Annotated in this window: 19 protein-coding genes; 4 read left to right on the top strand and 15 right to left on the bottom strand. The window is 67.3% G+C overall.

Translation table 11 applies throughout. From position 1 onward, the window contains the following. Nucleotides 1–356: 356 nt before the first annotated feature. Complete coding sequence (gene hrpA, locus HV766_RS18620) at nt 357–4,286, bottom strand: ATP-dependent RNA helicase HrpA (protein WP_175181676.1); 3,930 nt, start codon at nt 4,284–4,286, stop codon at nt 357–359. 216 nt (nt 4,287–4,502) lie between these two features. Between hrpA and argA the strand changes: the two genes are divergently transcribed. The 3 genes from argA to HV766_RS18635 all read left to right on the top strand — a co-directional run bounded on the left by argA (nt 4,503) and on the right by HV766_RS18635 (nt 8,317). Beyond that, on the top strand, nt 4,503–5,861 hold the full coding sequence (gene argA, locus HV766_RS18625; protein ID WP_054451170.1) for an amino-acid N-acetyltransferase: 1,359 nt from the start codon (nt 4,503–4,505) through the stop codon (nt 5,859–5,861). A 96-nt stretch (nt 5,862–5,957) separates the two neighbouring features. Further along, entirely contained in the window at nt 5,958–6,230 is a 273-nt protein-coding gene (locus HV766_RS18630; protein WP_054451169.1) for an oxidative damage protection protein, read from the top strand. A gap of 146 nt (nt 6,231–6,376) precedes the next feature. Next, nucleotides 6,377–8,317, top strand: coding sequence for a phosphocholine-specific phospholipase C (locus tag HV766_RS18635; protein WP_175181677.1), 1,941 nt, complete (start codon nt 6,377–6,379; stop codon nt 8,315–8,317). Between the two features lie 3 nt (nt 8,318–8,320). On the opposite strand, the gene phoU is transcribed toward HV766_RS18635, so the two are convergent. The 5 genes from phoU to HV766_RS18660 all read right to left on the bottom strand — a co-directional run bounded on the left by phoU (nt 8,321) and on the right by HV766_RS18660 (nt 14,665). Further along, nucleotides 8,321–9,040, bottom strand: coding sequence for a phosphate signaling complex protein PhoU (gene phoU, locus HV766_RS18640; RefSeq protein WP_054451167.1), 720 nt, complete (start codon nt 9,038–9,040; stop codon nt 8,321–8,323). A 174-nt stretch (nt 9,041–9,214) separates the two neighbouring features. Further along, on the bottom strand, nt 9,215–9,895 hold the full coding sequence (gene rpiA / locus HV766_RS18645; RefSeq protein WP_054451340.1) for a ribose-5-phosphate isomerase RpiA: 681 nt from the start codon (nt 9,893–9,895) through the stop codon (nt 9,215–9,217). Between the two features lie 37 nt (nt 9,896–9,932). Then, complete coding sequence (locus HV766_RS18650; protein WP_175181678.1) at nt 9,933–11,594, bottom strand: isovaleryl-CoA dehydrogenase; 1,662 nt, start codon at nt 11,592–11,594, stop codon at nt 9,933–9,935. 64 nt (nt 11,595–11,658) lie between these two features. Further along, nucleotides 11,659–13,188, bottom strand: a complete 1,530-nt coding sequence (locus tag HV766_RS18655) for an amidase (RefSeq protein WP_175181679.1) — start codon at nt 13,186–13,188, stop codon at nt 11,659–11,661. Nucleotides 13,189–13,294: 106 nt separating this feature from the next. Further along, nucleotides 13,295–14,665: a DNA recombination protein RmuC gene (locus HV766_RS18660; protein WP_119450496.1), complete on the bottom strand. Its 1,371-nt coding sequence runs from the start codon at nt 14,663–14,665 to the stop codon at nt 13,295–13,297. A gap of 140 nt (nt 14,666–14,805) precedes the next feature. Here HV766_RS18660 and HV766_RS18665 point away from each other — a divergent pair, with 140 nt between their 5' ends. Beyond that, entirely contained in the window at nt 14,806–15,504 is a 699-nt protein-coding gene (locus HV766_RS18665) for a PhoP regulatory network YrbL family protein (RefSeq protein WP_054451163.1), read from the top strand. Nucleotides 15,505–15,544: 40 nt separating this feature from the next. Here HV766_RS18665 and HV766_RS18670 read toward each other — a convergent pair whose 3' ends face one another. The 9 genes from HV766_RS18670 to HV766_RS18710 form a co-directional block, all read right to left on the bottom strand. Then, the gene (locus HV766_RS18670) at nt 15,545–16,258 is read right to left on the bottom strand and encodes a DNA-3-methyladenine glycosylase (RefSeq protein ID WP_119450571.1); all 714 of its coding nucleotides are present in this window, start codon (nt 16,256–16,258) and stop codon (nt 15,545–15,547) included. Nucleotides 16,259–16,277: 19 nt separating this feature from the next. Then, nucleotides 16,278–16,634, bottom strand: coding sequence for an arsenate reductase (locus HV766_RS18675; RefSeq protein ID WP_054451162.1), 357 nt, complete (start codon nt 16,632–16,634; stop codon nt 16,278–16,280). After that, nucleotides 16,631–17,440: an ABC transporter permease subunit gene (locus tag HV766_RS18680; protein WP_042792726.1), complete on the bottom strand. Its 810-nt coding sequence runs from the start codon at nt 17,438–17,440 to the stop codon at nt 16,631–16,633. Before HV766_RS18680 ends, HV766_RS18675 begins: the two co-directional genes overlap by 4 nt. After that, nucleotides 17,437–18,357, bottom strand: a complete 921-nt coding sequence (locus HV766_RS18685) for an ABC transporter permease subunit (RefSeq protein WP_119450498.1) — start codon at nt 18,355–18,357, stop codon at nt 17,437–17,439. The genes HV766_RS18680 and HV766_RS18685 overlap by 4 nt, the downstream gene beginning before the upstream one ends. Beyond that, a complete protein-coding gene (locus HV766_RS18690; RefSeq protein WP_054451160.1) occupies nt 18,354–19,481 on the bottom strand; it encodes an ABC transporter ATP-binding protein in 1,128 nt (375 codons plus the stop codon). Before HV766_RS18690 ends, HV766_RS18685 begins: the two co-directional genes overlap by 4 nt. A gap of 6 nt (nt 19,482–19,487) precedes the next feature. Further along, complete coding sequence (locus HV766_RS18695; RefSeq protein WP_119450499.1) at nt 19,488–20,591, bottom strand: polyamine ABC transporter substrate-binding protein; 1,104 nt, start codon at nt 20,589–20,591, stop codon at nt 19,488–19,490. A gap of 144 nt (nt 20,592–20,735) precedes the next feature. Next, nucleotides 20,736–21,473: a 3-deoxy-D-manno-octulosonic acid kinase gene (locus HV766_RS18700; protein ID WP_254593338.1), complete on the bottom strand. Its 738-nt coding sequence runs from the start codon at nt 21,471–21,473 to the stop codon at nt 20,736–20,738. Then, nucleotides 21,463–21,885, bottom strand: a complete 423-nt coding sequence (locus tag HV766_RS18705) for a group II truncated hemoglobin (protein WP_054451157.1) — start codon at nt 21,883–21,885, stop codon at nt 21,463–21,465. Before HV766_RS18705 ends, HV766_RS18700 begins: the two co-directional genes overlap by 11 nt. Further along, nucleotides 21,885–24,416 (bottom strand): ABC transporter permease, encoded by a 2,532-nt coding sequence (locus HV766_RS18710; RefSeq protein WP_054451156.1) that lies wholly within the window; start codon nt 24,414–24,416, stop codon nt 21,885–21,887. Before HV766_RS18710 ends, HV766_RS18705 begins: the two co-directional genes overlap by 1 nt. Nucleotides 24,417–24,465: the final 49 nt, after the last annotated feature.

Genomic DNA, 24,465 nt, shown 5'->3' on the forward strand with positions numbered 1-24,465 from the left:
CGTCAGCCAGATCGCGCAAGCGCCCACCGCCACAACGCAAGACACCGCGTATGCCATTTTTGGCCGCCCGGGCGGCCAAAAATGGCGGGCCCCGCAAACCTCTTCCCCAGCCACGGCTTCAACATCGCGACGCCCCAAGACGCTTGTAGCCCGTCGGCGCGGGCGGCGTGGCGGCGAGCAACCTCGACGCGCCCGAGGGAATCGGAAGGAACCGCCGCAGGCGGTGACGACGATGACGACGGGGTAGTCCGGAGCGAACGCTCCGGACCGCAATCGTGGGCGCGAGCCGCCACGCCGCCTGCGCCGACGGGCGGCCTACGAAAAAACCACCGCCCGCGAAAAAACCACAAAAGCAATCAACGCTTAAGCGACTCCCAGCTCTTCATCAACCGTTTCACAGAAACCGGCATCGGCGTCCGCAACTCCTGCGCAAACAATGCCACCCGCAGCTCCTCCAGCAGCCACCGGAACTCATCCAGCCGCGGATCCGGCGCCCCTTTCAGCGCCGACCGCGCCCGCTGATACTGCGTCAGCAAAGGCGCCATCTCCGCCACCAGCTTGGCATCCCTGGCCGGATCCGCCCGCAGCTTGTCGATGCGAGCCAGAACCGCCTTCAGATACCGCGGAAAATGCGCAAGCTGCGCATACGGCGTATCGCGGATGAACCATTTGGGCATCAACGCCCCCAGCTGCGCCTGCAAGTCCGCGTAGGCCGCAGCATGCGGCTTGGCCTGCGGCAACTTGCGCTGCACTGCCGCCCATTCCGTCAGCACCGCCCCCGCCAGCCGCGCCACTTCCTGCGCCAAAAGACCCAGCCGGCCCTTGCCCTCGGCCCGCCGGGCCTCGAACTGCTGCTCGTTGACCGGCCAGGGATCGGCCAGGCAAGCCTGCCCCAGCGCGCAATCGATGATCTGGTCGCGCAGCTCTTCCTGCGTCCCCAGCGTCATGTAGAGCATGCTGATCTTGGTCAGGTCCGCCAGGTTCTTTTCCAGGAACTTCACCTGCTCGCGCAAGCCCAGCCGGAACAGCCTGAGCAAGCCCGCGCGGTGGTGCTTGCGCGCTTCGTCCGGATCGTCGAACACGTCCAGGTCGCAATGCGCGCCGCGGTCCACCAGCGCCGGATAGCCGATCACCGACTGCCCGCGCCGCTTGATCTCCATGATCTCCGGCAAGGGGCCGAAGGACCAGGAGGTCAGGTTCTCGTGCGCCAGCGCCTGGGCCACCTGGGTGTCGCTGGCCGCCAGCTGCTGGAACGTGGCCTGCGCCTGCTTGCCGAACTCGGCGCGCAGTTGCGCCAGGTTGCGTCCGGCCGCCAGCATGCGGCCGTGCTCATCCACCACCCGGAAGTTCATGAACAGGTGGGCCGGCAGGGTCTCCAGCTTGAAGTCCGCCGCGGCTGGGCGGATCTGCACCTGGTCCCACATGTCGGCGATGATGGCATCGACCAACCCCTGCTGCGGGTCGGCCTGGCGCTCGAACCAGCGGTCGTAGAAGCCTGCGGCATAGTCCGGCAGCGGCACGCAGTGGCGGCGCAGCTTCTGCGGCAGCGACTTCAGGAGCAGGTGCACCTTTTCCTTCAGCATCCCGGGCACCAGCCATTCGCAGCGCGCCGGATCGATCTGGTTGAGCGCGAACAGCGGCACCGACAGGGTCACACCGTCACGCGGCGAACCGGGTTCGAAGTGGTAATCCAGCGCCATCGACACGCCCTGCCATTCCACCTTCTTGGGAAAGACATCGGTCGTGACGCCCGCGGCCTCGTGGCGCATCAGTTCGTCGCGCGTCAGCAGGAGCTTGGCGGCGGCAGCCTTGTCCAGCCCCGACACCCACTTTTCCAGCGTCGCCGTCTGCGAAATGTCGGCCGGCAGTTGCCTGTCGTAAAAGGCGTGGATCAGCTCGTCGTCGACCAGGATGTCCGGGCGGCGGGTCTGATGTTCCAGCTTTTCGATGCCTGCGATCAGCTTGCGGTTGTGCGCCACGAACGCCAGCCGCGTGTCGATCTCGCCCGGCACCAATGCCTGACGGATGAACAGCTCGCGCGCCTGGGTCGGATTGACCCGGCCGTACTGGATGCGCCGGCCGGTGTAGATGGTCAGCCCGTAAAGCGTGGCCCGTTCATTGGCCACCACCTGCCCGGCCTTCTTTTCCCAACGCGGATCGGACCAGTTCTTGCGGATCAGGTGCGCGCCGACTTTTTCCAGCCACACCGGATCGATGCGCGCCACGCAACGCGCATACAGCCGCGTGGTCTCGACCAGTTCGGCCGCCACGATCCAGCGCCCCGCCTTCTTCACCAGCCGCGAACCGGGGTGGATATGGAAGCGGATCTCGCGCGCGCCCTGGTAATGACCGCCTTCGTCGCTCTTGAAGCCGATATTGCCCAACAGGCCCGACAGCAGCGCCATGTGCAGCTGCTCGTAGGTGGCCTCGGTCTGGTTCAGGCGCCAGCCCTGCTCGCCCACCAGCGCGGCCAGCTGCGTGTGCACGTCGTGCCATTCGCGCAGCCGGATCGGCGACAGGAAGTTCTGGCGCAGCAGGGCCACCAGCTTGCGCTGCGAGGCCTTGTGCTGCACCTGCTCGCCGTACCAGCGCCACAGCTTCAGGAAGGAGATGAACTCGGACTTGTCGTCGGCGAACTTGGCGTGCGCGGCTTCAGCCGCCTCGCGTTCCTGCATGGGGCGATCGCGCGCGTCCTGCACCGACAGGGCCGAGGCGATGATCAGCATCTCGGCGAGGCACTGATGTTCGCGCGCGGCCAGGATCATGCGGCCGATGCGCGGGTCCACCGGCAGCTTGGCCAGTTCATGTCCCGTGCGCGTCAGCACGAAGGACGAGCCGGTACGGGAAGCGTCCGTGTCGTCGTCCGAGGCCGACGCCAGTTCGATCGCGCCCAGTTCCTGCAGCAGATGGTAGCCGTCGGCCACCGCGCGCCCGGGCGGCGCCTCGACGAAGGGGAACTGCTCGATGTCGTCCAGCTTCAGGGACTTCATCCGCAGGATGACCGAGGCCAGCGACGAGCGCAGGACTTCCGGGTCCGTGAACGGCGCCCGGTTGTTGAAGTCCAGCTCGTCGTAGAGCCGGATGCAGACGCCCGGCCCGACCCGGCCGCAACGGCCGGCGCGCTGGTTGGCCGAAGCGCGGCTGATCGGCTCGATGCGCAGCTGCTCGACCTTGTTGCGCCAGGAATAGCGCTTGATGCGCGCCAGCCCGCTGTCGACCACGAAGCGGATGCCCGGCACGGTCAGCGAGGTTTCCGCCACGTTGGTGGCCAGCACGATGCGCCGCGCATTGGTGCGCGGATGGAAGATCTGCTCCTGCTCGGCCTGCGACAGGCGCGCGTACAGCGGCAAGACTTCGGTGCCGGCCGGATGGCGCTTGCGCAGCGCCTCGGCGGATTCGCGGATCTCGCGCTCGCCAGGCAGGAACACCAGCACGTCGCCCGGGCCGTGGCGCGCGCACTCGTCCACCGCGTCCACGATGGCGTCGATCAGGTCGCGCTCCTCGTCGCCCGACATCCGTTCGCGGTCCCGGCCGGGCTTGGCCGGGGCGGCCTCGTCTTCCGGGAGCTCCTCGCGCACGGGAAGGTAGCGGACCTCGACGGGGTACAGGCGGCCGGACACCTCGATGACGGGCGCGGGCCGGTCCTCGGAAGCGCCGAAGTGCCGGGCGAAGCGCTCGGCGTCGATGGTCGCCGAGGTGATGATGATCTTCAGATCCGGGCGGCGGGGCAGCAGCTGCTTCAGGTAGCCCAGCAGGAAATCGATGTTCAGGCTGCGCTCGTGCGCCTCGTCGATGATGATGGTGTCGTAGCGGCGCAAGAGCGGATCGCGCTGCGATTCGGCCAGCAGGATGCCGTCCGTCATCAGCTTGATGGACGCGTTGGGGCCGGTGCGGTCGTTGAAACGCACCTGGTAGCCCACGACCTCGCCCATGGGGGTGTTCAGCTCTTCGGCGATGCGCTTGGCCACCGACGTCGCGGCCAGGCGGCGCGGCTGGGTGTGGCCGATCATCTTCTGGCGGCCGCGGCCCAGCTCCAGGCATATCTTGGGCAGCTGGGTGGTCTTGCCCGACCCGGTTTCGCCGCTGACGATCACCACCTGGTGGCTGGCGATGGCGCGCGCGATCTCCTGGCGCCGCGCGCTGACGGGCAGGTCTTCGGGGTAGCTCACCACGGGTATGGGCCGCTCGGGGCGCGGCGCGCGGCGCGCGTTCTGCGCGTCTGCCGCTGCCGCCGGAGCCGCCGCGTCCGCGGCCTTGGGCGCACGCGGGCTGGAGGATTCAGGCATGTACGATTAGTCCGGTTAGCCCGGCATTATAAATTTCCGCGAGCCCGCTGCTGGCGCCGCGGGCGCAAACCGGCAAATCCGGCACCAAATTGGCACTCTTTTCCGCCTGCGCCGGGGCGCGACGGTCATATAATTTCGCCACGCCGTCGTCCGACGGCGCTATGGCGCGGCACGGCGCCGCGTTTTTGCTTACTCTCAGGAATCCTTCCGCCCATCATGCCCGACCTGGAACCAGACACCGTCTCCGCCCTTGAAGCCCCAGAATTCGCACCCGCCCAATTCGTCCGATGGTTCCGAGAAGTGGCGCCTTATGTGCATGCGTTCCGAGGCAAGACGTTCGTGGTGGCTTTCGGCGGTGAACTGGTGCAGGCCGGCGCGCTGAACGCGCTGGTGCAGGACTTGTCGCTGCTGTCCTCGCTGGGCATCCGCCTGGTGCTGGTGCACGGCTCGCGTCCGCAGGTCAATGAGCAGCTGCGCCTGAAGGGCTTTACCCAGCAATTCGACCGCGGCCTGTCGCCCACCGACGCCGCCGCGCTGGAATGCGCCAAGGAAGCCGCCGGCGAAATCCGCCTGGACATCGAGGCCGCCTTCAGCCAGGGGCTGCCGAACACGCCCATGTCGCACGCCCATATCCGTGTCATCTCCGGCAACTTCGTCACCGCCCGCCCGACCGGCGTGCTGGACGGGGTGGACTACAAGCACACCGGCCAGGTGCGCAAGATCGACATCGACGCGCTCAAGTTCGCCATCGAAAAGGGCTCGTCCGTGGTGCTGTTGTCGCCGCTGGGCTTCTCGCCCACCGGCGACGCGTTCAACCTGGCCATGGAAGACCTGGCCACCAGCGTCGCGGTGGCGCTGCGCGCTGAAAAACTCATCTTCCTGTCCAGCTCGCAGGGCGTGCTGAACGACGACGGCACGCTGGACACTGAACTCGCCCGCGTGGACGCCGACGCCCTGCTGGCGGGCGGTGAACTCGACGAAGAGACCCACGCCTTCCTGCAGTACGCCTCGCTCGCGGTCAAGCGCGGCGTGGCCCGCGCCCACCTGCTGCCGTTCGCGCTGGACGGCAGCGTGCTGCTGGAAATCTTCACCCACGACGGCGTCGGCACCATGGTGGTGGAAGACACGCTGGACGACCTGCGCGCCGCCACGATCGACGACGTCGGCGCCATCCTCAGCCTGATCGAACCGCTGGAAGCCGACGGCACGCTGGTGCCGCGTCCGCGCAGCGTGGTCGAGCGCGACGTGGAAAACTTCACCGTGCTGGAGCACGACGGCGTCATCTACGGCTGCGCGGCCCTGCACAGTTTCCCCGAAGAGCAGATGGCCGAAATGGCCTGCCTGATCGTGCATCCGGAATGGCAGGGTTCGGGCGAAGGCGAAATCCTGCTGCGCCACATGGAATCGCGCGCGCGCGCCGTCGGCGCCAAGCGCCTGTTCGTACTGACGACGCGCACCTCGCACTGGTTCATGAAGCGCGGTTTCGTGCAGGGCGGCATCGCCGACCTGCCGCGTGAAAAACAGCACAATTACAACCGTTCGCGCAACAGCCTGGTCTTCATCAAGAAGCTGTAACACCCGGGCTACCCGCAGGGTCCGCAGGGGCTTGGCGCCATCAGGTCGCCAAGCCCGTTAAAATGCAGGATTACTCATTTCTTCCGGCAGCGAACCATGGCCCGTATCGTCAACTGTGTAAAACTGAAGCGTGAAGCCGAAGGGCTGGATTTCCCCCCCTACCCCGGCGAACTCGGCACCAAGATCTGGCAGAGCATTTCCAAGGAAGCTTGGGAAGAATGGAAGGCCATCCAGACGCGCCTGGTCAATGAAAACCGCCTGAACCTTGCGGACGCCCGCGCCCGCAAGTACCTGAAGGAACAGATGGAGCGCTTCCTGTTCGAAGACGGCACCGTCGAAGCGCAGGGCTACGTTCCGCCCTCGGCCTGATCCGGCCGCGCCTTTTCCGGCCGCAAGCTGATGGCGGCCCACCCGATGCAGCCCCTCGCCCGCGAGGGGCTGTTCATTTCCGGCGCCAGCGTCCGCCTTGGCGCCGGCCTTAAGATTCAAGTACTGCTGGCCGTATCATCGCTGTCATGAAAGAAGAATCGCGCCTGTCCCCCTCCTCGCCCATCGAACGCGCGCTCGGCATCGCGCCCGACCGCCGCGCGGGCACGCTGCAGGACGTGCAGCACGTGGTGATCCTGATGCAGGAAAACCGCTCTTTCGACCACTATTTCGGCACCTTGCCCGGCGTGCGCGGCTTCGCCGATCCGCATCCCGCCCCCACGCTGACGGGCAATGTGCTGACGCAGGCGGATGGTGCGGCGCAGGTCCGCCCCTATGCCCTGCAGGCCGAATACGCCAGCGATGCACAGGTGGGCTACATCACGCCGCACACCTGGGACGACGCGCAGCGCGCCTGGAACGACGGCCGCATGGACCAATGGCTGCCCGCCAAGAGCCGCCTGGGCATGGGCGCCTACCGTGGCGAGGAGGTGCCGTTCCAGACCGCGCTGGCAAACGCCTTCACCCTGTGCGACGCCTATCATTGTTCGATCCATGCCGGCACCAATCCCAACCGGCTGTTCCTCTGGACCGGCACCAATGATCCGCAAGGCCTGGCGGGCGGCCCAGCCCTGGTGAATACCTTCGACCGCCTGGGGCCCGCCAGCGAAGGCTATGCCTGGACCACCTATCCCGAACGCCTGCAGGACGCCGGCGTGGACTGGCGCATCTACCAGGACATGGCGGACAACTATCACGACAATCCGCTGGCCGGCTTCCAGCAGTACCGCCGGCAGCATGCGGGCGCGGCCGGCGACGCGCCCCTGCGCGACCGCGGCCTGTCCACGTGCACGCTGGACCAGTTGGCCCGCGACGTCGCCGCTGGCACGCTGCCGCAGGTGTCCTGGATCATTGCGCCCACGGCCGATTCCGAACACCCCGAGGTCTCGTCGCCGGCAAGGGGCGGTGCCTACACGGAGCGCGTGCTGGACATCCTGACCCGCAATCCCGAGGTCTGGAGCCGCTGCGTGTTCTTCGTCACCTACGACGAGAACGACTGCTTCTTTGACCACATGCCGCCGCCTGCGCCGCCTGCCCGCGCGGCCGACGGCCTATCGGGCGGCCTCTCCACGGTCGAGCTGGACGGCGAATACCACGACGCGCGCCATGGGCCCAGCGCCGCCACGCCCGACGACCCTGCCGGACTGCATGGGCGCGGGTTCGGGCTGGGGCCGCGCGTGCCGATGCTGGTGGTCTCGCCCTGGAGCCGTGGCGGCTGGGTCAATTCCCAGGTGTTCGACCACACGTCGGTGATCCGTTTCCTGGAAGCGCGATTTGGCGTGCTGGAACCCAATATCAGCGCCTGGCGGCGCGAGATCGCCGGCGACCTGACCTCGGCCTTCGACTTCGCTGCCGCCCGCGGCGCGCACGCCGAAGGCCTGCGCCAGGCTTGCGCCCTGCCGTACGCGCTGGACGTCCAAGGCCGCATGGCTGCCGACGGCGGACATTACCGGCTGACCCTGCGCAATCCCGGCGCCGCAGGCGCGGTGCTGCATGTCTACGACCGCCACGCGCTGGAACACGCGCCGCGCCGCTATACCGCGAGCGCAGGCGCGCGGCTGGACGACGGCTGGCGCCTGCACGCCGATGGCGCCTATGACTTGTGGCTGCTGGGCCCCGACGGCCTGCACCGGCACTTCCGCGGCGATGCGCGCGATGCCGGCACGCTGGAGGCGCAAGTGATGCCGGCGGCGACCGGCCTGAGCCTGCGTCTCGTCAATCGCGGCGAAACGCCGCAGGCGGTAAAAGTGGAGTCGCGCATGGGCGACGGCTGGTGCGCCATGGCGCACGTGCAAGCGGACGGCTCGCTGGATCTTGCCTACGGCGGTTGCCAGGGATGGTACGACCTGGAGATCACCGCGCTTGCCTTGCCGGCATTCGGCCGCAGGCTGGCGGGCCGCATCGACGCCGGCAAAGCCGGCCTGCCGGACCCGCGCCTGCAGGCAGGGGCGACGCTGCCCCTGGACTGACGCTTACTCTTCCGTGTCTTCTTCTTCACCGCGCGCCAGGCGCTCGGTGTTCTTCACGCCGGTGTGGCGCACGTCGGCGCCCTTGACCATGTAGATCACGCGCTCGGACATGTTCTTGGCGTGGTCGCCGATGCGTTCCAGCGCGCGCGCGATGAAGATCATGTCGATGGCGCGCGAGATGGTGCGCGGATCTTCGATCATGTACGTGATCAGGTGGCGCAGCGCGCCCTTCCATTCCTTGTCCACTTCCTTATCGCTGCGCACGACGGCGGCGGCCTGGATGGGATCGAGGCGGGCGAACGCGTCCAGCGCCTGATGCAGCATGGTGCGCACATTGGCAGCCATGTGGCGCAGTTCGATCACCGGGATGTGGCGCAGTTCGGCTTCGTGGATGCGGCGCGCGACGGTGGCGACCTTCTCGGCTTCATCGCCGGAACGCTCCATGTCGGTCAGCATCTTGGACACGGCCATCAGCATGCGCAGGTCGATGGCGGTGGGCTGGTGGCGCGCCAGGATGCGGCTGATGCTCTCGTCGATTTCGACTTCGTGGCGGTTGACTTCCTTTTCACGCTCACGGACTTTCTCGACCAGCGAAATGTCGCCGCTGGCGAGCGCGTCGATGGCCTCCTGGATCATGGCTTCCACAAGGCCGCCCATTTGCAGGAACTGCGAACGGACGCTTTCGAGGTCCGCATCGAACTGCTTGTTTGTATGCTCCGACATCCGGGCTCCCTGCGTGTTTGGTCTCATTGCACTGCCCTGAAAAAAGGATATTACGAGATGGGCCTGCACAACCCGCAAGGTTATGACCCAAGTGTGACAGGATTATGAACACGGACCCCGGCGGCCACAAGGCGGGCCGGCCGGGGCAACGCCGGGAGGCGTCGGCAAGCGGACTCAGGCGCGGCGGTCCAGCCGGCGGATGCCGTTTTGCGTGGCCAGCAGGGCCACGTCGGCGCCCGCGATCGCGAACAGGCCGCAGGTCACTACGCCCGCCAGATTGTTGACCCGGGCTTCCAGGCCCGGCGCGTCGGTGATGGACAGGCCGGACACGTCCAGGATGACGTTGCCGTTATCGGTGACGAATCCCTCGCGCAGCTTGGGCTGACCGCCCAGCGCCGCCAGGGCGCGCGCCACGGATGCGCGCGCCATTGGGATGACTTCGACGGGCAGCGGGAACTTGCCCATGGTCTGCACCAGCTTGGACTCGTCGGCGATGCAGATGAAGCGCTCGGCCACCGAAGCCACGATCTTCTCGCGCGTCAGCGCACCGCCGCCGCCCTTGATCATGTGCAGGTTGGCGTCGATCTCGTCGGCGCCGTCGACGTAGATCGGCATCGTCGTGATGTCGTTCAGGTCCAGCACCTTCAGCCCGTGTCCGGCAAGCCGGGCGGCGCTGCGCTCGGAACTGGCCACCGTGCCGCCGATCCGACCCTTGAAACGGGCCAGGCCGTCGATGAAGAGATCCGCCGTGGAGCCCGTGCCCACGCCGATGATGGCGTCGGGTCCTGCGACCTGTTCAACGAATTCCAGGGCCGCGTCGGCGGCTTGCTGCTTGAGTTCTTGCTGGGAAAGCATGGCGAAAAATGCGGGAAGGTTGGTCAAGCCAGGAAATTTAGCATGCGGCAGCAGGCCACGCCCGCGCCAGGATGGCCTGCACATCCGCGCCCGCCGCCAGTTCGCCGAACACGCCGCCGCCCGCGTTCAGGCGGCTGGCGACGAAAGCCTGCGCCACCGGCGCAGGCGCATGCTGGATCAGCAAGGCAGCCTGCCACAAGCGCGCCAGGCCGGCGGCGATGCGGCGAGCCTGGAACTCGGCCTGGACGCCATCAGCCAGCAAGGTCCGCCAGCGCGCCAGCGCGTCGTCGAAGTCCTGGTACTGCCCCGCCGCCTGCGCGAACTCGCGCTCCAGCGCGGGCAGCGCTCCGGCCTCGCGCTGCAAGGCGCGCAATACGTCCAGCGCCATGACGTTGCCGGAGCCTTCCCAGATGGAATTGACCGGGGTTTCGCGGTAAAGCCGGGGCATAGGGCCGTCGTCCACGTAGCCGTTGCCGCCCCAGACCTCCATGCATTCGGCCACCGCGGCGATCGCGCGCTTGCAGACCCAGAGCTTGGCGGCCGGCGTACCCACGCGGACCAGGGCCCGCGCCGCAGCGTCGGCGCGCTCGTCCACGGCGCGCGCCAGCCGCAGGCCCAGCATCATGGCCGCCTCGCTTTCAAGCGCCAGGTCGGCCAGCACGTTGCGCATCAGCGGCTGCTCGATCAAGGGCTTGCCGAAGGCGTGACGGTGGCGCGCATGATGCGCCGACTGCACCAGCGCCTGCCGCAGCAGCGCCGCGCTGCCCAGCACGCAATCCAGCCGGGTGGTGGCGGCCATCTCCAGCAGCACGGCCAGGCCGCGGCCCGGTTCGCCCACCATGACGCCCCAGGCTTCCTCGAATTCGACCTCGGCGCTGGCGTTGCTGCGGTTGCCCAGCTTGTCCTTCAGCCGGCGCACGCGCACGGCATTGCGCGGTCCGTCCGGTATCCAGCGCGGCACGAAAAAGCAACTGAGTCCTTCGTCGGTCTGCGCCAGCACCAGATGCGCGTCGGCCTGCGGCACCGAGAAAAACCATTTGTGGCCGACCAGCAAATAGGCGCGGCCGCGGCCGGGCGCGCCTACTGGCGTGGCGCGCGTGGTGACGGCGCGCAGGTCGGAGCCGCCCTGCTTCTCCGTCAGGCCCATGCCGATCAGGGCCGAGCGCTTCGCGGCCAGCGGCGCGTCGGCGCCGTCGAACTCCCGCGAATACAGGGCGTTCAGCCATTGCCCGCCGAAATCCACGACGCCCGCAGGTTCACGCTGCAACAGCGGCACCGCGGCAAACGTCATGGTGGTGGGACACAGGCTGCCCGCCTCGACCTGCCCCTGCATGACATAGGCCGCGGCCCGCGCCACCTGCGCGCCCGGCTCGGGCTGCACCCAGGCGCGGCTGTGCAGGCCGCGCGCCATGATGCCGCCCATCAGCAGATTCCAGGACGGATGGAATTCGACGCGGTCGATGCGGTGGCCGCCGCGGTCGTAGCTGACCAGGCGCGGCGTGCAGCGGTTGGCCTGCGCGCCGGCTTCCAGCGTCTGCGCGCGGCCTAGCCAGGCGCCATGCGCCGCCAGGTCCGGCTCCCAGGCTTGCGCGCCTTCGCGCCGCACCGCCTCGCGCAAGGCCGGGTCGGTTTCGTACAAGGAGTAGTCCTCCAGGGGCGGCACCTGGTTGGATACGGTATGTGTCGCGAACGATGACATGGCTGCTCCCTGGATCGGTCCACTGATGTGCCGCCAGCCCGCGGCGCGGTCAGCCCCTTCGGGCCTATCTGGCCATCGGCGCCACCAGGGCCCAGGGCCGCAGCGCCTCGACCTGCGCCGCCAGCTCCAGCAGCAGCGCCTCGCTGCCCAGCGGCCCCATCAGCTGGATGCCGATGGGCAGGCCGTCGGACGACATGCCGAAGGGGATGGAGATGGCGGGCATGCCGGTCAGATTGGCCAAGGGCGCAAACGGCGAATAGCCGATGACGCCCTTCTTGCCCAAACGGTAGGCCAGGTAGTCGGCGTTGTCCATGGCGTAGCGGCCGATGGGCGCCGGCGGCTGCGCCAGCACCGGGCTCAGGAACAGGTCGTAGCCTTGCGCGCCGTCGCGTTCCAGGAAGCGGCCGACCCGGCGCGTGATCTCGTGGCAGGTGTCGACGCAGGCCACGTACTGCGCGCCGGAGATGGCGCGGGCGTATTCGCGCGCGCCCAGCGTTGTCGGTTGCAATTCATCGGCGGCCAGGCGGCGGCCGCGCGCGGCCACGAAGGCGTCAATGGCGTTGGCCGCCGCGCTCGCGATCAGCGGCAGCATCGGCGACAGCACCTCCTCGGATCCCACCGGCGGCGCGGCAGGCACGAGTTCATGGCCCAGCGACGCGAAAAGCTGCGCGGCCTCGTCCACGGCGGCCGCCACTTCAGGATGGATGGCCTCGCCCTCGTAGGTCGTGTTGACGAAGGCAATGCGACGCCGTGCGGCCGATTGCGGATCAGCAGCGACGCGCGCCACCACGGCGCGGTAGGAGTCAGCCGGCAGTGCCGGCGCGGCGTAAGGCGCACCCACGTCGGCGCCGGCGCTGATGTCCAGCGACGCGGCGCAGTCGCGCACCGACAGGGTCATCATGTGTTCGGTGGCCAGGCCGCCCCAGCCTTCACCCTTCAGCGGGCCCAGCGGCATCAAGCCGCGCGAAGGCTTCAGGCCCAGTACGCCGCAGCAGGACGAAGGAATGCGGATCGACCCGCCGCCGTCACTGCCATGGGCGATGCGCACCATGCCGCTGGCCAGCGCAGCGCCTGCGCCGCCGCTGGACCCGCCCGCGCTATGGCCCGCCTTCCAGGGGTTCTGGGTGGCCGGCCCGTAGACCGGCGATTCGGTGGTGGGGCTCAGGCCCAATTCGGCGCTGGTCGTGCGGCCGAACGGAATCAGGCCCGCGCGGCGGTAGCGCTTGACGATCTCGGCGTCGACGTTCCATTCCACCTGGCCGTACAGCACCGAACCCATGGCGCTGGGCAGGCCCAGCGCCGCCGTGCCCAGGTCCTTGAGCAAGGTGGGTACGCCCAGGAACGGCCGTCTCTGCAATTGCGCCAACCGCTGTTCCTGCGACTGGCCGCCCAGCTCCTCGTCCAATGACTGCGCCAGGCGCAGGCCGATTTCCGCCTGCAGGCCGCAGGCGGCGTTGATCGAGGGATTGCGGGCCGCCACCCGGTCCACCGCCTGCTGCATCGCAGCAAGCGCAGTGGTGACCCCTTGTGCGATATCGGCGCCCAGCGCCGTCGCGTCCAGGGTGGAGGAATCATGGCGTTCAGCGGTGCTCATGCTTGCAATGCTCCAGGTGACTGACGGCGGATTGCCGCTGACGCCAGGATATCGGCAGTCGCTGCGGGCAACAAGCTCACGCCCCTGCGATGCCGCCGCGGCCGGATCAGTTCTGGCCTGCGGCCTGGTCTTCGTCGTCGTCCCCGGCGTCGCCCTCGTCCGCAGTGCCGAGCAGGAGCCGGGCGTCGGCTTCGGGCAGCGCCTCGACGGCTTTCAGGTTCTTGAGCATGGCGCGGGTGCGCACTTCCGTCTGGCCGATCTTGTTGCTGGCGGTGTCCAGCGTCTTCTTGACGCTGGCCAGGGATTCGCCGAACTTGCCGAACTCCGTCTTGACCGCGCGCAGCACCTGCCAGACCTCGGACGAACGCTGTTCGATCGCCAGCGTGCGAAACCCCATCTGCAGGCTGTTCAACAATGCCGCCAGGTTGCTGGGGCCGGCCACGTTGACGCGCAGGTCATGCAGCTTATCGAGCAGCCCCGGGCGGCGCAGCACCTCCGCGTACAGGCTCTCGGTAGGCAGGAACATGATGGCGAAGTCGGTGGTGTGCGGCGGCGCCACGTACTTGCCGGCGATCAGGCGCGCCTGCAGTTCCACCGCGCGGCCCAGCGCGGCGCCGGCGTTCTTCACGCCTTCGGTGTCGGCGGCTTCCTGCGCGTCCATAAGGCGCTCGTACTCTTCCTTGGGAAACTTGGCGTCGATCGGCAGCCAGACGGGTTCGCCGCCATCGCCGCGCCCCGGCAGGCGGATGGCGAACTCCACCACGGCATCGCTGCCCGGCACGGGCTTGATGTTGCTGGCGTATTGGTCCGGCGTCATGTTGTCCTCGATCAGCCTGGCCAGTTGCACCTCGCCCCAGGTGCCGCGCGACTTGACGTTGGTCAGCACCCGCTTCAGGTCGCCCACGCCCGCCGCCAGGGCCTGCATTTCGCCCAGGCCCTTGTGCACGGCCTCCAGGCGGTCCGACACCAGCTTGAAGGACTCGCCCAGGCGCTGCTCCAGCGTGGCGTGGAGCTTTTCGTCCACGGTGCGGCGCATTTCGTCGAGCTTGGCGCTGTTGTCGGTTTGCAACGATTGCAGCCGCTGGTCGACCGTGGCGCGCACTTCCATCAGGCGCCGCTCGTTGATCTGGATGAGGCCCTGCAACTGCTCGGAGAAACCCGCCGCAAATCGCGCCAGCGATTCCGCCGACTCCGCGCGCGCGGCCTGGGCGTCACGCGACAACCCGGCGCGCAAATCGCCATGCGACTGCGACAGCTCCACCCTCAAGGCGCGGGTGGAGTCCGCGAATTCGCTGCGCAGGCCGCGCTGCCCTTCCGCGATGTCGGCGCGCAGCGCGCGCTCGGTGCGTTCCAGGCTTTCCAGCAGCGCGTCGAGCCGGGCATCCTGCGCGGGCGGGCGCAGCCATGCCAGCAAGGCCGCCAAAAAGGCCAGAACGGCGCCGCCCGCGGCGATCCAAAGCAGATGTATGTCGTTCAAAAGATGCGTCTCCAAAGCCGGGATTGTAGGACTCCGGCCACGCCTTCCCCGGTAAATCCGGCCGAGATTCGGCATCTGGCGGACTCATGCTCCAGCTCAAGGATTAAACTCGGGAGCATCCAAACAGGCTTGATCTCCCCTTGAACCCCGCAGATCCTTCTCTCTGTACGCCCGCGGCGTCTTTCCAGTCCATCTTCGGGCCGCTGGACCTGAACGCCGCCACGCCGGTCGCCTCCGGCCATGACCGGCACATCTTCCAGCACCCCAACATGCCGTCCTTGCTCGTCAAGGTCATGGACATGCGCGCCCGCGCGATTTATCTGGAGGCCCGCCCGTTCAAGCGCTGGTATAAGCAATACCAGCGCGAAAGCGCGTACCGCGTCTACCTGACCGAAATCTACGAATACGTCACCACCACCACCCGCCCCTCGGGCGTATGGCAGGTGCCCATGGCGCGCATACTCGGCGTGGCCCAAACCACGCTGGGCTTGGGCCTGGTCGTCGAGAAAATCCGCGACGCCGACGGCAACATCGCCCCCACCGTGACGGACCTGGCCAGGCAGGGCAAGCTCGACGACGCCCTCAGCGCGCAGCTGGACGAATTCTTCCAGGATCTGGCCGATGCCCACGTGGTTCTGCACGATGTCTCCGCCAGCAACATCGCCTGTGGCCTGAATGCCGACGGCAAGCAGGGCTTGTACCTGATCGACGGCTTCGGCGGCCTGCCGCTGATCCCGATCTATGCCTGGAGCAAGCGCCTGAACAGCCGGCGCATCCACCGCAAGTACGTGCGCATGCGCGCGGCCCTGGCCGAACGTATTGCCACCGGCGGGTTCTGACGCGCCCTGCGCAGACGCGGCCGGGGCGCGGGCCGGTCGGTTACGCCTGCGGCGCCTCTGGCAACACCACGCCCTGGCGGTCCACCCATACGTAGTCGTGGCCGGCGCGCTGTCCGCGGCGCAAGGGATTGCGCGTGCAAAAGGCCGCGTAAGCAGGGTCCACAAAACGGTAGTGCAGGTGTTCGTCCCGGCCCAGCGGAATGCCCAGGCGCGTGGTGCAGATCAGGGCTTCGGGCGACTCCCCCACATCCTCCACATACAGCGCCTGCGGGTCGAAACCGCGTGCGTCCCAGTCCGGCACTTTCAGGCCCAGCGCCCGGCACAGCAGGGTCTGGCCGGCGCACAGGCCGGAGACCGGTCGCGGCCGCCCCTGTGCATCGGGGTTCAACTCCAGCATGCGGGCCAGCGCTTGCGGTCCGGACAGCGCGTCCGTCCAGGGATAGGCGGATTTGATCAGCACGGCATTGCCCGGCCCTCCCGCGCTGAAATTCAGCGAATCCCCGCCGCGGGCGTAATACATGTAGACCGTACCGCCGTCCATGAACAGCGCGCGCCGCTTATGGGTGTACCCCAGCGACGCATGGCTGCCCTTCTCTTCCAGGTAATAGGCTTCGGTCTCGATGATGCGGGCCGACAGCCACAGGTCGCCCACGCGGTGGCGGATGACCTTGCCCGGCAGCTCGCGCGCCAGCTGGGCGGCGTCGCGGTCGAAGAAGGCGTCAGGCAAGGCCCGGCCGGGCGCGCCCGGCGCCAGGCCGGCCTGGGCCGCCGCCTCAGGCGAAACGTTCGCCGTAGCGCTTTTCGCTGAAGCCAACGCTCACCTCGCCATCGGGCGTGACCGTGACCGGGCGGCGCACCAATGCCGGATACTCGGCGATCAACTGGGTCCACTGCGCATCGGTGTGCGCCGTCTTGCGCTCTTCGGGCAGGTTGCGCCAGGTCATGGACGTGCGGTTGACCAGTTTTTCCCAGCCGCCGACCTGGTCCGCCCAGGCTTTCAGCGTGGCGGCCGGCACCGGGTTGTCGCGGTAGTCCACGAACGCGTGGGCGACGCCATGCGCCGTCAGCCAGTCGCGCGCCTTGACGCAGGTGCTGCACTTGGTCAGGCCATACAGGGTGGTTTGCTTCATTTGGGTTCGGACTCCTTGCGCCATTGCATGCGGTTGGCCAGGATCACGCAAGTGCCGACCGCCAGGATGAAGAGGGTCGCCAGCGCGTTGATCTCGGGTTTCAGGCCCAGGCGCACGCGCGAGAAAACTTCCATGGGCAACGTGCTGGAGCTGGGGCCGGACAGGAACGAGGCCAGCACCACGTCGTCCAGCGACAGGGTGAAGGACAGCAGCCAGGCCGAGGCCAGCGCCGGCGCGATCAGCGGCAGCGTGATCTTGAAGAACACGGTCATGGGCGTGGCGCCCAGGTCCAGCGCGGCTTCTTCCAGCGAACGGTCCAGGTCGCGGATGCGGGTCTGGATGACCACCGCGACAAAGGCCATGCACAGGGTCACGTGGCCGACCCAGATCGTGAAGATGCCGTTTTCGGCGGGCCAGCCCAGGCTGCCGCGCAGCTCCACGAACATCAGCAGTAGCGAGATGCCCAGCACCACTTCGGGGATGACCAGCGGCGCGCTCAGCATGCCCACGTACAAGGCGAAGCCGCGGAAGCGCCCCATGCGCCCCAGCACGTAGCCGGCCCAGGTGCCGATGATGACGGCGGCGGTAGCAGTCATGGCGGCAATGCGGAACGACAGCCAGGCCGCGCGCAGCAGCGCGTCGTCGTTGAACAGCGAGTGATACCAGCGGAACGAGAAACCGGTCCAGGACGTGACGGTGGGCGACTCGTTGAACGAGAACACCATCAGGCTGATGATGGGCACGTACAGGAAAAAGTACCCCAGTCCCAGCACGACGGCGCGCAAAGTCTTGTTGGGCCCGTTCATTTGCGGCCTCCGTTCGCCTGTTCCTGCTGCTTGACCTGGTTGTATTGGAAGTACACCAGCGGCACCAGCAGCAACAGCACCATCACGCAGGTCACGGCCGAAGCCATGGGCCAGTCGGCGTTGTTGAAGAACTCATTCCACATCACGCGGCCCATCATGAGCGTGTTGGCGCCGCCCAGCATTTCGGGGATCACGTACTCGCCCACCGCCGGGATGAACACCAGCATGGCGCCGGCAATCACGCCCTGGCGCGACAGCGGCACCGTGATCTGCCAGAACGCCTGCCAGGGCTTGGCGCCCAGATCGTAGGCGGCTTCCAGCAGGCGCAGGTCCATCTTCACCAGCGTGGCGTACAGCGGCAGGATGAAGAATGGCAGGTAGGCGTAAACCATGCCGATGTAGACGGCGACGTCGGTGCGGTAGATTTCCAGCGGACTGGAAATGATGCCCAGGCCCTGCAGCAGGTTGTTGAGCAGCCCGTCGTTGCGCAGGATGCCGACCCAGGCGTATACGCGCAGGAGCAGCGAAGTCCAGAACGGCAGGATCACACCCAAAAGCAGCAGGTTGCGCACCGCCGGCGACGAACGCGCGATGTAATAGGCGATGGGATAGCCGATCAGCACGCAGAAGAGCGTGGTGATGGCGGCGATCTTCACCGAATTCAGATACGTGGCGAAGTACAGGCTGTCCGTGAACAGCAGGATGTAGCCGCGCAGGTGCAGGCTGAACTGCACCGCCTCGTCCTTGAATTCCGCCAGGGACGTATAGGGCGGAATGCCGAACTTCAGTTCGGCGAAACTGATCTTCAGGACCAGCAGGAACGGCACCAGCAGGAACAGCACCAGCCAGGCGAACGGCGGCACCACCGCCAGCGCCCGGCCCGACGGCAACCAGTCGCGGGGCGAAAAGCGGATCATGACGCCAGCACCGTGGCGCTGTCGGCGTCCCAGCTGACGAAGATCTCTTCATCGATGCCGGGCGCGTCCATCTGGGCCAGCAACTGGCTGGGCACGCTGGCCTCGACCGTCTTGCCGGAATCCAGGCGGATCTGATAGAGCGCGTAGCTGCCCATCCAGGCCATGTGGCTGACCATGCCATGGGCCCAGTTGTATTCGGCTTCGGGCTGCTCGCGCGACACCACCAGGCGTTCAGGGCGGATGGAGACGTGCACTTCCATGCCCAGCGGCTCGCTCACGCCGTGGTTGACGAAGAGCGGACGGGTCAGCTCGCCGCACTCGATGGCGACGTGGTCCGGTTCATCGACCACGATGGTGCCGGTGAACATGTTGGTCGACCCGATGAAGCTGGCAACGAAGCGGGAATTCGGAAAGGCGTAGACGTCCTGCGGCGTGCCGCATTGGACGATCTGGCCTTCGGTCATGACGGCCAGGCGGTGGGCCATGGTCATGGCTTCTTCCTGGTCGTGCGTGACCATGATGCAGGTCACGCCGACCTGCTCCAGGATCTTCACGAGTTCGATCTGGGTCTTCTGGCGGATCTGCTTGTCCAAGGCGGACATGGGCTCGTCCAGCAGCAGCAGCTTGGGCCGCTTGACCAGGCTGCGCGCCAGGGCCACGCGCTGCTGCTGGCCGCCCGACAGCTGGTTGGGCTTGCGGCGCGAATAACCGGCCATCTGGACCAGGTCCAGGGCTTCGAACACGCGGTCATGGATCTCGGCCCGGTCCACGCCTTCCTGCTTCAGGCCGAAGGCCACGTTGGCCTCGACCGTCATGTGCGGGAACAGCGCGTAGGACTGGAACATCATGTTCACGGGCCGGCGGTACGGCGGCACGTGCGTGATGTCTTCGCCGTCCAGGAATATCTGGCCCGAGGTGGCTTCCTCGAAGCCCGCCAGCATGCGCAGCAAGGTGGACTTGCCGCTGCCCGAACTGCCGAGCAGGGCGAAGATCTCGTTGCGCTTGACCGAGAGATTGACGGAACGGACGGCGACCACATCGCCGAAGATCTTTACGACATCGGAAATCCGGACGAACTCGTCCGGATCGGCCGAATGCTGCGCCGAGTAACGGCTATCGCTCATGATGACTTATCTTCCAGACTTCAGCTCGGACCACATCCGGTTTTGCAGGCGTTGGATGTTCAAGGGCAGCGCCTTGATCACATACAGGGTCTTGGAGACGTCCGCCGGCGGGTAGATCATGGGGTTGTCGGCCACGTCCTTGACCACGAACTGCCGCGCCTCTTTGTTGGCGTTGGGATAGAACATGGTGTTGGTGATGGCCGCGTGCACCTTGGGCGTTTCGATGTAGTTGATGAAGGCCAGCGCCTCTTCGGGATGCGGAGCATCCTTGGGGATGACCATCAGGTCGAACCACGCGGGCGCGCCGCCCTTGGGGATGAAGTAGTTCACTTCATAGGACTTCTTGGCGTCCTGGGCGCGCTTGCGAGCGATCATCACGTCGCCGGAAAAGCCGTAGACCATGCACAGGTCTCCCACGGCGAGCTCGTCGATATAGCCCGACGAGCTGAACTGGCGGATGTACGGGCGGATCTTCATCAACACGTCCAGCGCGGCCTTGTAGTCGTCGGCGTTGGTGCTGTTGGGATCCTTGCCCAGGTACTTCAGCACGGCCGGGAACACCTGGGCGGCTTCGTCCAGCATGGAGATGCCGCACTCTTTCAGCTTGGCGGCGTTCTCGGGCTTGAAGATCATGTCCCAGTTGGCCAGGTCCACGCCGTCGCCCATGATCTGCTTGACCTTGGTGACGTTGTAGCCCAGGCCATTGGTGCCGTAGCCCCAGGGAATGGCGTATTCGTTGCCAGGATCGACGGTGGCGACCAGCGCCATGATTTCGGGATCCAGGTACTTCCAGTTCGGGATCTTGGACTTGTCCAGCTTCTGGAACAGGCCGGCTTCGATCTGGCGCGAGGCGTAATGCGTGGACGGGACAACGACGTCATAACCCGACTTGCCGGCCAACAACTTGGCCTGCAGGGTGTCGTTGCTGTCGTAGACGTCATAGCGGACCTTGATGCCGGTTTCCTTTTCAAAACCGGGAATTGTGTCCGGAGCCGTGTATTCGGCCCAGTTGTAGACGTTGACGACCTTGTTCTGCGCCACCGCCGCCGACGAGGCCGCCATGACCAGCATCGCCCCAAGCGCCAAGCGCATACCCGCCCGTAGTTTCATCACCAGCCCCCTTGCGTTATGCCGTATGTGACAGGAGTACCAAAAGGCGAAATGATAAAGCTTTTTAGCGAGGACCTGCCCAACTTTGCCGGGTGATTGGCGCGATTTGGGCCAGATGGCGGCATTTGGCCGCCCCCGCCGGGATCAGTGCTGGATCCCCACGCCCCAGGCCGTCCAGTAGCTGTCGCGCAGGCGCAGCCAGAAGCGCTCGCCCTCTTCCCCGGCGACCTTGCGCAGCGAACGGCGCAGGCGTTCCAGGTTGGCCTCGCGCTGGCGGTCGGACAGGGAACCTTGCGTGCCGCGGTCGAAATCGATCAGCCAGATGCGACCGTCGCTGCCCACCAGGATGTTGAAGGCATTGAGGTCTGCATGCCAGACGCCCGCCCGGTGCATGCGCACGATGGCCTCGGCCGCCGCCTGCCAGACCGGCTCGGCCAGCATGTGGGCCAGCGGCCGCACGCCGGGAATGCGCTCGACCACGATGGCGGCGCGGTAGATCGGGCCTTGCCGCCAATAGGCGGCGGCCAGCGGCGCAGGCACCGCCAGGCCCTGGGCGCGCATGGCGGCCAGCAGGCGGTATTCGCGAAAGCTGCGGGTGCGGGCCTCGCCGTTCCAGAGATAGGCGTCGCGGCTGATGCGCGCGATCATCCCGCCGCGGCGGTAGCGGCGCAGCACGCCCTGCCAGCCCGCCCCCTGCACGAACCAGGCGGCCTGGCGTCCGCCGGCATCCACCGGCCGCGCCCGATCGCCATAGTGCGCCGGGTTGAACAGGTCCGGGCCGGCTTCTGTCAGGCGCGAGGGATCGCTCAGCATGGCTCCGCCCAGGGGGCCGGACCAGGCCTGGCGCCGTTCGCCGGATCGGGAATCGCCTTCAGCCTTCACGATTGCGCATCCAGTCGGCTACGCCGTAGAAGGACTGCAGCAGGCGTTCGACCAGGGCCGGTTCGATCCCCTGGTCTTCCATGGCCCGGCCAATGCAGGTCACCCACTGGTCGCGCTCGACCTCACCGATCGAGAACGGCAGGTGGCGGGCGCGCAGCCGGGGATGGCCGAAGCGTTCTATATAGTGGTCCGGGCCGCCAAAGTAACCGCAAAGAAACCAGAACAGCTTGTCGCGCGCCTGGTCCAGGCTGGGACCATGGGCCGCCCGCAGCTCCTTCAGGTCGGGCTCCATGTCCATTAGGTCATAGAAGCGGTCCACCAGGGCGCGCACGCCCGGCTCGCCGCCAAGTAGGTCAAAAATGCTGCTGGAGTTTTCCACGGGTTCGGTAATCGTATGGACGCGCGTCGGCATCAGGTTTCTCGTAGGGTGACCAGGGGCGGCGTGCGCAACACGCCGCGCAGGGCCAGGGCGCCGCCGGCCCAGGCGCCCAACATGCCCGCGGCGATGCCCGCCAGCCACGGCCAAAGGCTAAGAGTAATAGTGAAATCAAAGACCTGCGTTGACAAAGCCCAAGCGATTGCGGTGGCGCCGGCCGCTGCCAGCAGACCAGCCAGGCCACCCACGGCCCACAGCTCGATGCGCTGGGAGCGCGCCAGCTGGCTACGGGTGGCGCCCAGAGCGCGCAGCACGGCGGCTTCGCGCATGCGCTCGTCGCGCGTGGCCGTCAGCGCCGCGGACAGCACCAGCACGCCGGCGGCCAGCGTGAACAGGAACAACAGTTGAACGGCTTTCCCCACTTCGTTCAGTACTGATTGCAGCTGTTGCAGGATGGCGCCTACGTCGAACACCGTCAGGTTCGGGAACTCGCGCACCAGCGCGGGCAGGACCGAGGCCTTTTCGGGCGGCAGGTAGAAGGACGTGATCCAGCTCTGGGGCATGTCGGCCAACGCGGCGGGCGTCAGGATGGCGAAAAAATTGACGCGCATCGTATCCCAATCGACCCGTCGGGTGCTGGTGACTGCCGCCTCGACCTGCTGCCCCGCCACATCGAAGGTCATCTTGTCGCCCAGCGCCAGGCCCAGGCTCTTGGCCAGGCCTGACTCCAGCGACACCTCGGACGCGCCCGGCTCCAGCCAGCGGCCCTGCTCGATACGGTTGGAAGACGGCAATTCGTCGCCATAGGACAGGTTGAACTCGCGGTCCACCAGCCGCTTGGCGCGGGGCTCCTCGTAGTCGTCCGGCCCCACGGGCTTGCCGTTGATGGCGATCAGCCGCCCGCGCACCATCGGCGCCAGCGTGATGCGGCCCAGGCCTTCGCGGGTGAGCGCGTCGGTCACGGCCTGGCGCTGGTCCGGCTGCACATTGATGAGGAAACGGTTGGGTGCGTCCGGCGGCAAGGTCCGCTGCCAGCCCTGGATCAGGTCGGTGCGCGTCATGGTCAGCAACAACAGCGCCATCAGGCCCACCGCCAAAGCGCACACCTGGGTGATGGTAGCGGCGCGCCGGCGCACTACGCCAGCCAGCGCGAAACGCAGCGCCGGCAGGCCGGCGGCCAACCGGCGCACGCGCGCCAGGCCCAGGATGCAGAGCCAGGCCACCAGCGCGAACACGGCGAAGGCTCCCAAGAAGCCGCCCGCCACCACGCCGCCCAGCTTGGCGTCGCCGGCAAACCACCAAATCAGTAGCGCGAAGCCCGCGGCCCCCAGGACATAGCCCAGGGCGCTGCGCGCGCTGAGCGCGTCGGCGTCGCGGCGCAGCACCCGGGCCGGCGGCACGTGGCGCAGTTGGGCCAGCGCCGGCAAGGCAAAACCCAGCAACAGCAAAAGGCCGGTCAACAGCCCCTGCAAGGCCGGGATGGCCGAGGGCGCAGGCAAGCTGGTATCGATCAGCGAACCCAGCAGCATGACCAGCACCTGATGCACCGCATAACCCAGCAGGCAGCCCGCGGCCGACGAGAACAGGCCGACCAGGGTGAACTCCAGCGTCAGCATGCGCGACACTTGCGACTGCACCGCCCCCAGGCAGCGCATGACCGCGATGCCGTCGCGGTGGCGCGTCATGTAGCGGCCGGCGGCCAGGGCCACGGCCACGGCCGATATCAGCACCGCCAGCAGCGCGACCAGCGACAGGAAGCGCTGCGCCCGGTCCAGCGTGCGGCGCACTTCGGGCCGGCCGGACTCCAGGGTGGCAACCTTCTGGCCGCGCTTCAGATTCTGCTTGAGCCACGTCGAGTAGCCCGCCACGGCGTCGGGCTGGCCCGCAACCAGCATGGCGTAGCCGATGCGGCTGCCCGGCGCGATCAGGCCGGTGGCGGGCAGATCGCTGGCGCGCAGCAGCACCCGCGGCGCCACGTTGACGAATTGCATGCCGCGGTCCGGCTCATAGGTAATGACGCGGTCCACCCGCAGGTGGGCGTCACCCACGTTCAGCGTGTCGCCCACCTTCAGGTTCAGCAGGGACAGCAATTGGGCGTCCACCCAGACCGCCCCTTCAGGCGGAATATCGCGAGTCGGGGCATCGGGTTCGAACGGTGCGCCCGCCACGCGCAGGGCGCCGCGCAGCGGATAGCCCGGCTCCACCGCCTTCAGCGCAGCCAGTTGGGCGCCGTCTCCGGCTCCGACCATGGAGGGAAACTGCCAGGTGCTGGAGACGGCCAAACCGCGTTCGCGGGCCTGGTCCATGAAGGCCGCTGGCACCGGCTCGTCGGCGTCCAGCACCAAGTCGGCGCCCAGCATCTGCCCGGCGTCGCGCTCCAGCGCCCGGCCGACCCGGTCCGCCAGGAAGCCGACGCTGGTCACCGCGGCAACCGCCACGACCAGCGCCAGCACCAGCAGCCGCAGTTCCCCGGCGCGGGCGTCGCGCATCATCATCCTGGCGCCCTGGCGCAAGGTGGACCAAAAACCTGGGCGCCTGGCCCGTGACGTATCAGGGAAATCCATCATTCCACAATGTTAACCAACGGCCTAGATCGGGGCCGAATCCCGATATCAT

This window comes from Achromobacter aegrifaciens (assembly GCF_902859735.1).
Classification (GTDB): Bacteria; Pseudomonadota; Gammaproteobacteria; order Burkholderiales; family Burkholderiaceae_B; genus Achromobacter; species Achromobacter aegrifaciens.